Annotated in this window: 12 protein-coding genes; 1 reads left to right on the top strand and 11 read right to left on the bottom strand. The window is 58.2% G+C overall.

All coding sequences use genetic code 11. The annotated features are described in order from the left end of the window. Window positions 1–55: 55 nt before the first annotated feature. A complete protein-coding gene (locus tag AC07VG_RS11935) occupies window positions 56–841 on the bottom strand; it encodes an IclR family transcriptional regulator (RefSeq protein WP_152739505.1) in 786 nt (261 codons plus the stop codon). Between the two features lie 395 nt (window positions 842–1,236). Between AC07VG_RS11935 and AC07VG_RS11930 the strand changes: the two genes are divergently transcribed. Then, window positions 1,237–2,103, top strand: coding sequence for a helix-turn-helix transcriptional regulator (locus AC07VG_RS11930; protein WP_495021173.1), 867 nt, complete (start codon window positions 1,237–1,239; stop codon window positions 2,101–2,103). Between the two features lie 73 nt (window positions 2,104–2,176). On the opposite strand, the gene hisD is transcribed toward AC07VG_RS11930, so the two are convergent. From hisD to AC07VG_RS11880, 10 genes are all read right to left on the bottom strand, one after another. Continuing rightward, window positions 2,177–3,484, bottom strand: coding sequence for a histidinol dehydrogenase (gene hisD / locus AC07VG_RS11925; RefSeq protein WP_495021172.1), 1,308 nt, complete (start codon window positions 3,482–3,484; stop codon window positions 2,177–2,179). Window positions 3,485–3,643: 159 nt separating this feature from the next. Continuing rightward, window positions 3,644–5,308, bottom strand: a complete 1,665-nt coding sequence (locus AC07VG_RS11920) for a GMC family oxidoreductase (protein ID WP_495021171.1) — start codon at window positions 5,306–5,308, stop codon at window positions 3,644–3,646. A 107-nt stretch (window positions 5,309–5,415) separates the two neighbouring features. Further along, a complete protein-coding gene (locus tag AC07VG_RS11915) occupies window positions 5,416–6,711 on the bottom strand; it encodes an ABC transporter substrate-binding protein (protein WP_495021170.1) in 1,296 nt (431 codons plus the stop codon). Between the two features lie 161 nt (window positions 6,712–6,872). Further along, window positions 6,873–7,976: an ABC transporter ATP-binding protein gene (locus AC07VG_RS11910; RefSeq protein ID WP_495021169.1), complete on the bottom strand. Its 1,104-nt coding sequence runs from the start codon at window positions 7,974–7,976 to the stop codon at window positions 6,873–6,875. Between the two features lie 6 nt (window positions 7,977–7,982). Continuing rightward, window positions 7,983–8,834 (bottom strand): carbohydrate ABC transporter permease, encoded by an 852-nt coding sequence (locus AC07VG_RS11905; RefSeq protein ID WP_495021342.1) that lies wholly within the window; start codon window positions 8,832–8,834, stop codon window positions 7,983–7,985. 40 nt (window positions 8,835–8,874) lie between these two features. Then, window positions 8,875–9,822 carry a carbohydrate ABC transporter permease gene (locus AC07VG_RS11900; RefSeq protein WP_495021341.1) on the bottom strand — a complete coding sequence of 316 codons (948 nt, stop codon included), beginning with the start codon at window positions 9,820–9,822 and terminating at the stop codon, window positions 8,875–8,877. 16 nt (window positions 9,823–9,838) lie between these two features. Continuing rightward, complete coding sequence (locus AC07VG_RS11895; protein ID WP_495021168.1) at window positions 9,839–11,611, bottom strand: thiamine pyrophosphate-binding protein; 1,773 nt, start codon at window positions 11,609–11,611, stop codon at window positions 9,839–9,841. Window positions 11,612–12,055: 444 nt separating this feature from the next. Then, a complete protein-coding gene (locus tag AC07VG_RS11890) occupies window positions 12,056–12,283 on the bottom strand; it encodes a hypothetical protein (protein WP_495021167.1) in 228 nt (75 codons plus the stop codon). Window positions 12,284–12,608: 325 nt separating this feature from the next. Then, entirely contained in the window at window positions 12,609–13,160 is a 552-nt protein-coding gene (locus tag AC07VG_RS11885; RefSeq protein ID WP_495021166.1) for a DUF2857 domain-containing protein, read from the bottom strand. Between the two features lie 80 nt (window positions 13,161–13,240). Then, window positions 13,241–13,414 carry a hypothetical protein gene (locus tag AC07VG_RS11880; RefSeq protein WP_495004332.1) on the bottom strand — a complete coding sequence of 58 codons (174 nt, stop codon included), beginning with the start codon at window positions 13,412–13,414 and terminating at the stop codon, window positions 13,241–13,243. Window positions 13,415–14,752 lie beyond the last annotated feature (1,338 nt).

The raw sequence follows: 14,752 nt of genomic DNA, 5'->3' as shown, positions 1-14,752 counted from the left end.
CAAAAAAAAGCCACCGGCTGTCGACCGATGGCTTGGAGTGAGGCGTGACGCTGGGTTATGTCTCTAACGGAGGCTCCTCTACCAGCTCACCTAACCTGGACGCCGCGCGTCTGAGCTGCGGCTCGAGAGCCAGTAGTTCTTCAAGACTTTTGCGTATGGTCGGGGCATGGGTGTACAGACAGGCGAAGAGTCGTCCGCTGCGGTCCTTGATCGGCACGGAACAGGCCACCATACCGTCGACGAACTCTTCATTGTCGACCGCCAGTTCGCTCTTGCGGATGACCTTGAGCGCGGCCTCCAAATCTTCGGGCTGGGTGATGGTGTTGCGGGCCATGCGCTTGAGCGACAGGCTTTCGATGATCTGCTTTCGGCGGCTCTCGGAGAAGGTGCTCAAGTAAAGCTTGCCACTCGCGGTGCACCACATCGGTACATGGGCGCCCACCGGCAAGTGCAGTTGCAGGGGCCAACTGCTCTGGACCCGATCGTGGTAGACCATGTCGATACCGTCGGGCATGGCGATGCCGCAGGTCTCATCCAGCTCCTCGGCCAACTGCCTGAGAATGGCCTGGCGCTGGGCCTTGTAGCGGCTGGCATAGATCACGCCCATGGCGATGTGATGCAAGCGCTCGCTCGGCACAATTGCCCCGCGCAGATTGGTTTGCAGGAAACCTTCGGCCTGGATCTGTTGAAGCAGCCGATGGAGGCTGGGCTTGGGAATATCCAGCATGAACGCCAGATCCGCTGGCGAAGGGGCACTGCTGGCCTGAGCGACCGCTTCGATGATTTCCATCACGCGCGTGATGGAGGAGCCTTTGTTCCGCGAACCGGCACTGTCTTTCATGGGGACGCCTGAATACTGAAGTCGCGCTGATTCTTGCGCAGTGGCGCCAGGATGTCTAACCCGAAGGGTGTTACGGCAACCACCCGGCCCTCACCCACCTGGGTGCGCCGGTAACGGATGCCCGTTGATACGCCTGCTTTTTTTCTATTCCGTTGCCTGCAAAGAGGGCTATGGTGCGTCATGTCGCGTCACTGCAGGGCATCGCCACAACGCCCCTTGCACCTTCGGGTTTTCACCGGCCTTGCGGGCAGCACTGATGGCATGGCATGTGCTGTGAAATCGAATACCGTGTGCCTCACCCGCTGCAAAGGCGCTCACCGGCCATCATCGGTGGCCGCTTGATCGTCGCCTTGATCCTGCCCACGGGGTTCGTATTACTTTGTTGAGGAGGCAAAATGTCTGTTGCTAGCAACCTGTCACACGGCGAGCGTCATCAAGCTCGTAGCGACCAACAGGGCAACGTGCAAAAAAACTTGGCCACGCTGGTAGAGTCCTGCCGCTCGGTGGCTGATCTGTGCCGTAAGGTCGACGTCAACCGCCAGCAGTTCAACAAGTACCTGGCCGGCCAGCACTTGCCGTCGCAGAAGATCCTGCAGAAGATCGCACGCTATTTCATGATGGAGAGCGAGGATCTGTTTCGGCCACCTGTCGACTTCAAGAAGTTCTACGAAGGTTTCGAGAACGAACTGCCGATCGGTCTGCGAGCCTCGGCGCAATTCACACACTTCCTGCCACTGGCAAAAAACTCCGCCGATCTGCTCGAAGACTACCTGGGGGTGTACTACCGGTACCACAACTCGTCTATCTACAAAGGACGAATCCTGCGTTCTGTCACCTGCCTGTACCGCGCCGACTCCATGGTTCAGTACGTCACCGTAGAACGTTTTCCGCTGCTCGATGGCAGTGGCAAGATCGGTTACTCCTTCACCTATCACGGCTTCTGCCTGCTGCTGGGTGATCGTCTGTTCATGGTCGACTTCGAAGGCAAGCAACGCAACGAAATCACTTTTTCGATTCTCACCCCGCAACACCGTCGCCCTATCCGCTTTCTCTACGGCCTGATCACCGGAGTGGCTTCTTCGTCCTTCCGCCAGCCGTTTTCGACGAGAATGGCCCTGGGCTATGCCGGTAAGGGCATGATCCGTAAAGAGCACTTGCGTAACGGCACCGTGCTGCTGCCCAGCGACCTGTCGTTACCCCTTGAAGTGCGCGAGTACATGACCGGCGACAACTCATCGATCATCTGGGGCGGTCAGGACTGACCCCTCCCTGCGCACATAAAAAAACGCCATCGATCATGACCTGATCAATGGCGTTTTTTGTGAGCCTGCCGACTTACTCGACCGCAGTACCAAACGGCACTTCGCGGTGCCCGTAACGGCGCACACGGATGTTGGCTTGCTCGGCGTGACCGGTGAACTTCTCAAGTACACACAGGCGTGAGCAGTACTCACCGATCATCGCCGATGCTTCATCGGTGAGGATGCGCTGATAGGTGCAGGTCTTGAGGAACTTGCCCACCCACAGGCCACCGGTATAACGCGCAGCCCCGGAGGTCGGCAAGGTGTGGTTGGTGCCGATCACCTTGTCACCGTAGGCGACGTTGGTTCGCGCGCCGAGAAACAACGCGCCGTAGTTCTGTAGGTGCTTGAGGAAGTAATCCGGATCGCGGGTCATGACCTGAACGTGCTCGGAAGCCACCTTATCCGCTTCGATGACCATTTCCTCATCGCTTTCGCAAATGATGATCTCACCATGGTTGTCCCAGGCCTTGCGGGCGATCTCGGCCGTGTCGAGCAACCCCAGCAGGCGCTCGATTTCAGACAGGGTGTCCTCGCCCAACTGACGAGACGTGGTGATCAGCACCGCTGGCGAAGTGGGCCCGTGCTCGGCTTGACCCAACAGATCGGTGGCCACCAGTTCGCCGTCGATACTGTCGTCAGCAATCACCATGGTTTCGGTGGGGCCAGCGATCAAATCGATACCAATCTTGCCGAACAGTTGGCGCTTGGCTTCCGCCACATAGGCGTTGCCAGGCCCGACGATCATGTCCACAGCGGGGAACTCGCCGATGCCCAGAGCCATTGAAGCCACCGCCTGTACACCGCCAAGGCAATAGATTTCATCGGCGCCAGCCAGGTAGATCGCGGCAATCACCGGTGCGCTTGGGCGCCCCTCGAAGGGTGGCGAAGTGGCGATGACTTTTTTCACGCCGGCCACCTTGGCCGTGATGATGCCCATGTGCGCCGACGCCAGCAGCGGGTATTTGCCGCTAGGAATGTAGCAGCCGACGGTTTCCACCGGGATGTGTTTATGGCCCAGGATAATACCGGGCAAGGTTTCCACTTCGACATCACGCATCGAGTTGCGCTGGTGCTGGGCGAAGTTGCGCACTTGTTGCTGAGCGAACTTGATGTCGTCGATCTGCCGCGGCGTCAGTTCGGCCAGACAGGCATCGATCTGTTCCTGACTCAGACGAAAACTGGCGGGGCTCCATTTGTCGAACTTGTCCGAATACTCGTGTACCGCAGCGTCGCCACGAGCGCTGATGTCGGAAATCATTTGCTCGACAATACGACGCACCTGGTGGGTATCGGCTTCGCCGGACGGTTGCGTGGTGGAAGATTTCAGGTAGTACGCCATGGGGGTTCCTTCGTTCTCGGAAAATGACTTCGCTTCAGGCGATCACATGGGCCAACCGGCCCACCATATTCACAGCGTCACTGCGCAAGAACTGGGCGAAGCGTCTGATGTAGCGAGTATCGGTATGGGGTCTTCAGTACTCAATTTCGCAAGCCGGGCCTATGTGACGCACTTCGACGCAGGTTGGGCGCCAAGACCACGCAGTTGTTGCGATGGGCGTCGCGGTGCCAGCGCCGCAAGGCCGAGAATGATGTCTGCCGCCCGCTCACCGATCATGGTGCAGGCCGCGTTGGTGTTGCCTGACACGATGTTGGGCATGATTGAGGCATCCGCCACCCGCAGGTTTTCGATCCCCACGACGCGCAGCTGCGGGTCTACCACGCTCATCGCGTCGGTGCCCATCTTGCAGGTGCCCACCGGGTGCAACGCAGCGCGTGCGTTGCGACGCAAGTAGGCGGCCAGCGCCGCCCGGTCGCTGAAGGTCACGCCGGGGTAGTGCTGGCGAGCCACGTACTGGCTGAAGGCAGGCTGGGACATGATGTCCTGCCCAATCAGGTAGCCCTCGGACAACCGGTCGACGTCGTACTGTTCGGCCATGTAGTTGGGCATGATTCGCGGGAACTCGCCGGGGTCTGCACTGCGCAGCGAAACGTGCCCCCGAGAGCGAGGCCGTACATGTTCGAAATTGAGGGTGCAGCCGGTCCCGCCCGGGACACTGTCAGTGCCCTCCTCGATGCCGGCACCGACAATAAAAAAGTACTGCAGGTCTGCTGGCCGATTCGTGTTCGAACCTCGTGTAAACAGACCGCCTTCGATGAGGTTCGACGCGATCGGCCCACTGCGCGCGACCAGGTATTGCAGCGCTGCCCAGGCTTTCCATTGGGGTTTCTTGAACTTGTCGTAGCTGTCGACGCCCTTCAACTGGTAAACCAGCGACATCTCCAGGTGGTCCTGCAGATTGCGCCCTACCCCGGGCAGGTTGGCGTGTACCGGCAAACCCAGCGAGGTCAGTTCATCCGCCGCACCGACACCCGACAACATCAACAGTTTCGGCGAGTTGATTGTACCCGCAGACACAATGACCTCACTGTCTGCCGCGACCGTGAAGCCCACGCCACCCTGCAGATACTCCACGCCCGTCGCACGGCCATGCTCGATGACAATGCGGGTGACCCTGGCGCCGGTAATAACTTTTAGATTCTTGCGCTGCATAACCGGGTGCAGGTAGGCACTAGCAGAGCTTGAGCGTCGCCCATTGCTGCTTGCAATCTGGTAGTACCCGCAACCGTCCGGTGTACCCGAGTTGAAGTCAGGGTTGAAGGGAAAACCAGCCTGCTGGCATGCCTGCAGCCATTTGCGTGTCAGGGGGTGGACGTTACCGTTGAACGACACACCAAGGGGCCCGCCGACACCGTGGGCCTCATTGCAGAAATCTGAGTTGTCTTCGGAGCGGACGTAATAGGGCAACACATCGTCGTATGCCCAGCCCGTCGCGCCAGACTGCGCCCATTCGTCATAGTCCTTGGGGTTGCCACGGGCGTAGACCATGCCGTTGACGGAGCTACCGCCCCCCAGCACACAGGCCTGAATCATCGTATCCCCCGGGGCACGGCCGAACTCGGCTGGCGAATCCCATGGGTAACGCTTGAGTAGCGGACCCTGGCAGGTCTTGTAGTAGGTGCCGGGAAAACGAATGTAGGGGTTGGAATCGCTTGGCCCTTCTTCGAGCAGCACCACCGAGACCTCTGGGTTTTTCGACAGTTTTGCAGCCAGGATACAGCCGGTGGTTCCCCCACCGACAATGACGCAGGTTGCGCTAAACATCGTGCCATTCCCTTCGTGATGCCGCCACGCGCCAGCGTGGTGCCTGATGGATGCCGTCGGGGCAGACCGCTGGCTGGACGACTCAAGTCCGTCCAGCCAGCAGTTACCTAGATGTTTTTCAAATCGGCGACGAGGCGGTCAGCCGCCTGCCGCGAGGTCATGGCAGGGGTATTGGCAAAGTGCGTGATCACGTCCAGAAACACTCCGCGCACATCGCGGTCCTGGCCAATGTTCTCGACAAACGAGGGCAACATCCCGCCATCGGTCTGATTGGCCTTGCGGTCGGCCAGGTTGATCTGGGCACAGCTGTCGAACTTGTCGGCCGGCACATCGACGACGGTTGGAATGGAGCCCTTGCGGGCGTTGAACTCGACCTGCACTGTAGGATCGAGTACCAGGCTGGCAAAGGTTTTCTGGATCTGCTGGTGCTCGGCACTGCTTTGCTTGAAGAAAGCCAACTGGTCGGTAATAAATACAAACGCACGGCCATTGCCTGGAGACGCGGCACACAAGAAGTCTTCACCCGGCTTCATGTTGGCCCGCAAAAACTCGCCTTTGGCAAAGTCACCGATAAACTGAAAACCGGCCTTTCCGTCAATGACCATTTGCGTGGCGGCATTCCAGTCGCGGCCGATACGGTTCTTGTCCGTGAAGTTGATGACCTTGCGGAACTGATCGAAGACCTTGATCATCGTGTCGCTCTTGATGGCCACCGGATCGTGCTCAAGAATCGCCTTGGTGTAAAAGTCCTTGCCAGCGATGCCAAGGATCACCGAGCTGAACATCTGGCCTTCCTGCCAGTCTTCCCCGCCCAACGCCACCGGGATGACCCCGTCCTTTTGCATCCGTTCGGCGATGGCATTGAACTGGTCCCAGTTCTCGGGCAACTTGCCGCCGTACTTGGCCAGCAACGCCTTGTTGGCCCACATCATGTTTTCACGATGCTCATCCAACGGGATGGCGTAGTAGGACCCCTTATACATTGCCCATTTGCGCATTTCCGGCGAGAGCTTGGCATCCCAGCTCTGCTCCTTGGCGTACTCATCGAGGTTGGTCAGTACGCCTTGGTCGACATAGGCATGCATCAGGTTCGGCACCGTTTGCGTCACGTCTGGGGCCGTCCCTGCGGACAGGCGTGCTTGCAGGGCCTGCTGCTGATTATTGCCATCGTTGCCGGCGATGGCCGAGTCCTTCCAGCTAATGCTGGCCTTTTTCACAGCATCCTTGAGGGCATCCAGGGCGTACGCCTCCCCCGCAGAGGACCAGGGGTGAACCACCTCGACTTCCTTCTGCTCTGCCGATGCCATGCCTGAACCCAACAGCACAGCCAATGCGACGGCACTGAGCGCGCCACATTTGAAACCCAATTGCCCTGTGCTCCGAACGTTTTTATTGCTTTTCATCACGTTTCTCTTCTATTGCGGGGTGGGAGATACCGCCTTTTCGAGGCAGTTTTGCAAAGGTACTGTCGCGCCCGTCTTGTAAACAGCGGGTACAGGCTCTCGCAACCGGTCCAGGTAGAACGGCGTGAGGGGTGTTCTTCAGTCAGTTATGGTGTTCAACGCTACCGGGCGATGCGCTGCTCGGTAGCGGCGTCGAACAGCAGCGCCTTGCTCAAATCGACCGCCAGGCCAACCCGCTGGCCGGTCTCTCCGACCCCCGGGGCGAACCGTGCCATCAGGGTTTCACCGCAGGCCAGCAGAATCACGAAGTTGTCGGAGCCGGTGGGCTCTACTACATCGACAACGGCCTGAATCAACTCAGGCGAGGTGATGTCTGCTGAGTGAGCCAGCCATTCAGGCCTCACGCCCAGCACGACGTTCTTCCCTACATACGGCCGGTAACCTGCGCTGATCTCACCCAGGTTGACACGCATGCCAGCGGAGGCTTGGGCACCGCCCACGAACACCGCATCAGCGCCTTCGAGCTTGAGCGTGCCGCTGATGCAGTTCATCGCCGGGGAGCCGATGAAGCGCGCCACAAAGAGGTTCTCCGGGTGCTCGTAAATGGTCTGCGGCGAACCGATCTGTTGAACTTCGCCGCCCTGCATCACCACAATTTTGGTCGCCAGGGTCATGGCTTCGATCTGGTCATGGGTGACGTAGACCGTGGTGGTCTTTTCCCGTTGGTGAAGTTTCTTGATCTCGGCGCGCATGTCGGTGCGCAGCTTGGCATCCAGGTTCGACAAGGGTTCGTCGAACAGGAAAATCTTCGGCTGACGGACCATGGCCCGGCCCATCGCCACCCGCTGGCGCTGACCGCCGGATAGTTGCGACGGTTTGCGATCGAGCAACTGATCGAGTTGCAGAATGCCGGCGACCCGCTTGACCGCCTCGTCCTGCTGCTGGCGCGAGGCACCCCGTACACGCATGCCAAAGGTGAGATTGCGGCGCACGGTCATCGTCGGATACAGAGCATAGGACTGGAACACCATGGCGATGTCACGCTCAGCCGATTCGATGTCATTGACCACCACGCCATCGATCACGATCTGCCCGCTGCTCACCGGCGCAAGCCCGGCAATCGCGCTGAGCAAGGTTGATTTGCCGCAGCCCGAAGGCCCCAGCAACACCAGGAACTCGCCATCGTCCACATCGATGTTGACGCCTTTGAGCGTCCTCAACTCACCGTAGTATTTTTCTACATTGCGAATGTTCAAAGATGCCATTTGTGCTTACCCCTTGACCGCGCCGGCCATCAGACCGCGCACGAAATATTTGCCCGCCAGGACGTATACGACCAAGGTCGGCAGCGCCGACAGCAGCGCACCCGCCATATGGATGTTGTAGGGCCGCTCGCCGGCACTGGTACTGACCAGATTGTTGAGCGCGACCATGATCGGCGTGCTGGAACCACTGGTGAAGGAGACCCCGAACAGAAAGTCGTTCCAGATCCCGGTGAACTGCCAGATCACCGTGACCACGATCATCGGCGTGGACATGGGTAGGATGATCAGCAGGAACGTCGTCCAGAATCCCGCGCCATCGACCTGCGCGGCCTTGATCAAATCCTGCGGAACCGTCATGAAATAGTTGCGGAAGAACATCGTGGTCATCGGCAAGCCATAGAGGGTGTGCAGCAGAATCAGGCCGCCGATACCGTTGGACAGACCGAACAGTGCGAGCATCTTGGCGATCGGGATCAGCATCACCTGATAAGGGGCGAAGGTGCCGAACAGAATCAGCCCGTACACCAGATTGGCCCCGCGAAAATGGAATTTCGACAAGGCATAGCCATTTACCGCGCCAATCAGAGAGGAGATCACCACGGCCGGAACAACCATCAGAATGGTGTTCCAGTAGAACCCGCGCAAACCGACGCAACTGGTGCCCACGCAGGCACTGGACCAGGCATCGACCCAGGGTTGGACCGTGGGGTGAGTGGGGAACGACAGGATCGAGGTGTGCGCAATCGCGCCCATGTCCTTGAACGAGGCGAATACCATGACCACCAACGGCATCAGGAAGAGCGCCGCGAAGCCGATGAGCGTGGCATACAAGGCCAGGCGCCGTACCAGGGTGATCATGTTGCGGCGCAAGGCTCGAGTATCAATGCCAGTGGCACTTTCAGTGATGGTTGTCATTGTGTTCACGCTTGAACTCCCCATACAGGTAAGGCACGACGATGGCGACAACAACCAGCAGGATCATCACGGCGCTCGCCGAGCCCTGTGCCATCTGCCCGCGCAGAAAGGTGGAGTTGTACATGAAGGTGGTCGGCAGATCGCTGGAGTAGCCAGGCCCGCCATTGGTCAAGGCCACGACCAGGTCGAACGAGCGCACGGCCTGATAGACCAGGATCACGATCGCGGAAAACATCGAATTGCGCAGCATCGGAATAATGATCTGGGTGTAGATCCGGAAGGCCCCCGCTCCTTCCAACTGAGCCGCCTTGACGATCTCCGCATCCACCCCTCGCAACCCGGCCAGGAAGATCGCCATGACGAAGCCCGCCGTTTGCCACACCGCCGCAATGACCAGTGTATAAACTGCCATGTTCGGATCGACCAGCCAGTTGAAGCTGGCATTCTCGAAGCCCCAACCCTTGAGCAGATGCTCGATGCCGGTGCCTGGGTTGAGAATCCATTTCCAGGCGATACCGGTCACGATCAGAGAGATGGCCATGGGGTAGAGATAGATCATTCGCAACGCGCCTTCGGCACGCACTTTCTGGTCCAGGAAGATCGCGATGATCAAGCCCAGCAGCAGCGAAATCACTGAAAACCCCACGGAGAACAGCACCAGATTGATCACCGCGGTGTTCCAGCGGTCAGACTCCCACAACCGGTAATACTGGGCCAGCCCCACAAAGTCATACTTGGGGAAGAACTTGGAATCGGTGAACGAAATCACCGCCGACCAACCGATGAAGCCGTAGACGCTGATCGCGACCAGGATGAAGGTAGGGGTGATTGTCAGCGCTGCTGGACTCAAGCGAAAACGCTTCGGTTTGGGTGGAGAAGCTGCAGGGTCGGGCGGCGTTATTGTTTTTGTGCTCACGATGATTATCCTCATACAAAACCAGTCAGTTTTATCGGCCCGCGGTGCTACCGGCACCGGCCGACTCACCGTCGTACACAGGCGCAGGAAAATGCAGGCCGCCCTGATGGACCGCCACTGCGCTGCCTCTTGTTGTCATGATTTCCACCAGTGCCGGGCCCTTGCTATTCACAGCTTTTTGCAAGGCCGATTGCAACTGGGAGGCATGCTCGACTCGCCAAGCCTCAAGACCGAAATGCTTGGCCACTTCGGCGAAATCCGGAGAATAGGGTTTACCATCCGGCAGGTTGAACTCACTGCCCAGGTGACGGCCGAAGACCTCGGCCTGGCCGTCTCTGAGCGACACGTAGCCACTATTGTTGAACACCACAAACACCACAGGAATGGTGTGCATCACACACACGGCCATCTCCTGCATGGACTGCAAGAAGTCACCGTCCCCCACTACGCAAACCACCTGACGTGCCGGCATGGCCAGCTTCGCACCGATGGCCGCAGGCACCGCCCAGCCCAAGGAGCCGAAGCTGCCGGAGCACAGGTGGCTACGCGGCAGATACACCGCAAACATTTGCCTCACGGCGACCTGGACACTGCCGGCGCCGACCACCACGATCGCGTCGCGCTCAAGCACTCGGCGCAACTCGGCCAGCGGGCGCTGCACGATAAAAGGTGACGCATCGTTGTTGCGGTCCAGCCCTAAGCGGGCCTCCCAGGCCTCACGCAGGGCGCCTAATTCTTCCAGGTACGCTGTACGGGCCTGGGAGAAACCTTGGCACTGCTGCGGGGAAAGCTCCGCCACCAGGTCCGCCAGCACATTGCACGCATCGGCAGTGATACCCACTTCCACCCGATGGTTGCGACCGATTTCATGAGCATCCACGTCAACCTGAATCAACTGAACATGGGCCAATGCCGACACCGCCCCGCCCTCCCAACCTTCTTGGAGGGTATTGGCCAATCGACTGCCCACCGCCAATACCACATCTGCCGTAGCCAGCAACTGATTGGCACACGGGCTGCCCGATTGGCCGATCGGGCCGGCGCTGAGCTGGTGATCCTCAGCGATGGCGCCCTTGCCGTTGGTGGTGGTGACCACTGGCGCAAAGAGGCGTTCAGCCAGTGCCGTCAGTTCCAGAGAGGCCTCGGCCGCGATCACCCCACCGCCGGCAAGAATCACCGGGCGCCGGGCCTTGACCAACAATTGCAAGGCGCGCTCGATCTGGTCTTTTTGCGCGGCGATTCGACCGGTAGGCATGCGGGTGTTTGGGGGATCGAAACGGACCTGTGCACTCGCCACCTGAATCGCGATCGGCACCTCGACACTCACCGGGCCAGGACGCCCACTGAGCATGGTATTGAACGCTTGATGCATGAGCGCCGGCAGGTTTCCGATGGTCGATGCTTGTAGCTGAGCCTTGATTGCACCCAGCGAATGGCCGCTATGGGGGGCCCGAACGGAAGTGTCTGCCGAGAGGGACTGTGGCAGATGAGACAGCTGCCCACCGCTTATGACCAGTACGGCCGTCGAATCTGCAAAGGCCGTGGCCATGCTCCCGAGCGCCTTGGAAACACCGATCGCCGTCGGCAATAATGCCGCCATTGGCCGGCCGCAGGCTCGAAAGTAACCATCGGCCATATGGACCGCGCTTTGCTCCTGCATCACCTGAATAAACGGAATTTCCGTCCCCGGTGCTAGCAACGCATCGACCATCGCCCACGAACCGTATCCGGGGATGCCCGCGACGTACTGCACGCCATGTGCCTTGAGCGCTTTCGCTACGATTTGGCCGCCGGTGAGCTTCACAGTGAACTCCAATCAGACGAAGGCTGCAGCCGATGATGAAAGGCTCATGGTCGACTGGCTTGCCGTTGGGCTCGAGTATTCGCTTCAGGTACCTGGCACTCAATTTCGCAGGGCCGCGAAAAGCGACGCACTTTGACGCATATCTGGCGCATCGCTGACTGAAGCCTAGACAAACATCCAGCTGTTTAGCCCGCCCAAAGCTATTCTCATAGCGCATTCCCACCCTTGGGAACACGTACTATGATCAAGCTGAAGCCGCCCAACTGAGCCTAGCCCTGGTGCTCGCCGGTACGGTCGGCCTGGCCTGCGCCAACTACCTCGTGGACCAAACCAGCGCCGCCGGTGTCGCACAGTTCAGACCGACATGCTGGAGAAGGCCGGGCTCTGCTGATTGATGGATGCGTCCAGGTTCATGGTCTTGAACTTGGTGAAGGCGAGCTCGTACTATCTTGCAGCATCAATAGGCGCCTTGAACATGGCAGATATAGCCAGGCCGCCGCCAAACATTGCGCCACCGATAGCTGCCTGTTTGCCGATTGATGCAATCTTGACATTCAGCTTATCCACGTCCATGCCAGTGGCGCCGAGGTGCTTACTGATAATCAGCAGACCTGAGCTGACATGGTTGATCAGCGACCGTTTGACCGCGACGGAATATGCCTCAATCGACATGTTGGGCAAATCCTATTTGGGAGATTCCGAATGGTAAGGAAAGGAAGAACATTCGAGTGGTCTGGGAGCTGGCTTGATGAGGTGGTCGTCAAGCCAGAAAAAGCGACAAAGGGCATCCTCTAAGAGGTCAGCCCAGGTAAGTAAAAGCGCTTTAGGCTTTCAAGGTGCGCTCTGAACGAGCCCCATGAAAGACAGGACACCGTTCCCCCGTAGCCTTCCCGACCGTAGTGGTGGCGGTGAGACTGCGCAGCTCTTGCTGAAGGTCTGGTGAGGGGAGCCATTCTCCTCTCACCAGAGCGGTGACTTCCGTGACCGTGACTGAATCTCACACCAGCCCTTCGGCGATCCAACGCTGGACGAGGTTCCAGACCATGGTCAGGTTCAAGGTGGGTTCGCACTCGGTCATCGACATGGTCACCTCCAGGACGGATCGTGGGTTCTGCAAGTTGGTGCCCTGCTCTTTCGTCAGGCGGACCCAATGCTCCCACAGGCGGGGCTCTTCCTCAGGGCCGACCAGAGGCCAACGTCCCTTGCGACAGGGAATCCCCAGGATATCGCGGCGCACGGCAATCTCTTTGGCCTGCAAACCAAAGAGCTCAGTGATCATGGGGGTGCTCGCGCCCAGGGTGATTGCGCGGCGGATCGTGTCCTCTTCATCCGTATTACTGGCATGGGCCAACAGACGGTGGACGATGCTGCCATCCACGACGACCTTGAACCAGGGAACGGGTGAGTTCACCAACGTCCCCATGCTGCGAGGATCAATCAGGGTTTGCAGATCTTTCTCTTCAAACCCCATGGCCAGGCAGCTACGCAGCTGGCCATTTTTGATGTTGTCCAAAACTTGAAAGGCGATTGCCAGATTCAAAGGGTGCACGTGTACCTCCACCATCCCATGGTTTTTTATCGGCCTCACTTACAAGCCGTTCGTTCTCAAGCCCGATAGTCCATCGGGCTCTATGTGTTTTCGCGATGCCCATTACGCTGGACGCTCAGTATCTCGACACCGGCCCAGTCCTCCATACGGCGGGCCAGCTCATACAGAAAGCCATGGTTCTTCATTTGCTCTGTGCTGAGCTTGAGCAGGACCGTATAGGTGGTATCGCCAGTGGTATCAGGACTCAAATCCATTTGTTTGTTCTCCCTGTAGTCGCTATCGCTCCAGGTGCGATAGGCGGTGATGGCTGAGCGGCCGGCGTCAATTTTCCCGTGCGAACCTGCGAAAACATTCCGCGGGTTCATCGAACGGGTCTGCTGCGCAACTGCTCGATTTTGTGGTGCCCCTAATTATGTAGTGCATCCATGAGGACGCATCTGTCAGAAAAAGCGCTTCATCAAAAGGGAAAAGCATGTGTCAGTTGTGAGGCAGCTGTTTTCTCGAGGAATGCGCCAAAATTCACTCGGTTCTCCAGCTCAGAACACATCACCTGCACGCGACAAGCGAAGTATCTCCTTACAACCACCCGGGAAATGGCTGGCTATCTCAGCTAAAGGGTTTAGCTCGATTATTAGATCGGGATGACGGTCAACAACAACCTTTTCCAGGTGGTGTTGTCTTCAAGGACACCGTGTACTGACGGCTCATTGATCGGCTGAGGTTTCCTCAGCCGTTGCGAGTATGAGCCGTCTTCAATGAACCACCCAAAAGACCAAAGCCGCTGTCAACGGCTTAGGAGGCCGAAGTGCTAGATCCAGCATCAAAATATGATCTGACATCTACTGAAAATCTGTTGAATCGAAACATCTCATATCAAGGTGACAAGTTAAATCTTTCAATTAGTACGCTCTGTACGTCTATTAAAGAACAGAGCGAGCGCATAGCCACTCTCAGCAATACCGTCGTCGACCAACATCGTGAGCTTCGCAATAAATTTGCCGATGACGTCGTGGTTAAGATTCGTGAAGAACGCGAAAGAGTCAAAGAACGAAGGATTTTCATAATCATGATGTGTCTGACCGCTATAAGTGCGGCACTGATACTACTTTCAGCTTTCCCAACACCTGTTACTAAACCGGTCTCAAAGACCGAGTCGTCGACGCCGACACCAGCATCAACTGATATTTCGGTTACTACGACGCAATGTGAGTCAACAGACGCGCAGCTCTAAATCCATGCGCACACCCTATGCAGTATTGAACAGCTGGGGTTGTGCCAGGACGCCGCTATGGACAGCGGTGTCGCTACCGAAGCAGTCGTAATGACGTGGCGTCTCCTGAGACACATCCCGTGACAGCTCATGCGATACAAGAACACCACATCCAGTACTGAGAACAGAGTCCCCTGCTCTCTGTATGGCTGTGCGCGGCATACGTGTAGTTGCGCGCAACGAGCTAGGCCGCTTCCTACATTTTCACCAGAAGTGGCTGGCTATCTCACCCTGTGAGTTTGGATCGATGATTTGACCTGGTTAGCTGTCGTTGGCAGCACCTTCCCAAGTGGTCGTGATCTTCGAGGCCACGGTGTGCAGA

Source organism: Pseudomonas sp. GW821-FHT03C07, assembly GCF_059420925.1.
Note: the sequence above shows the minus strand (reverse complement) of the source record. Positions and strands in the feature narration are given on the sequence as shown.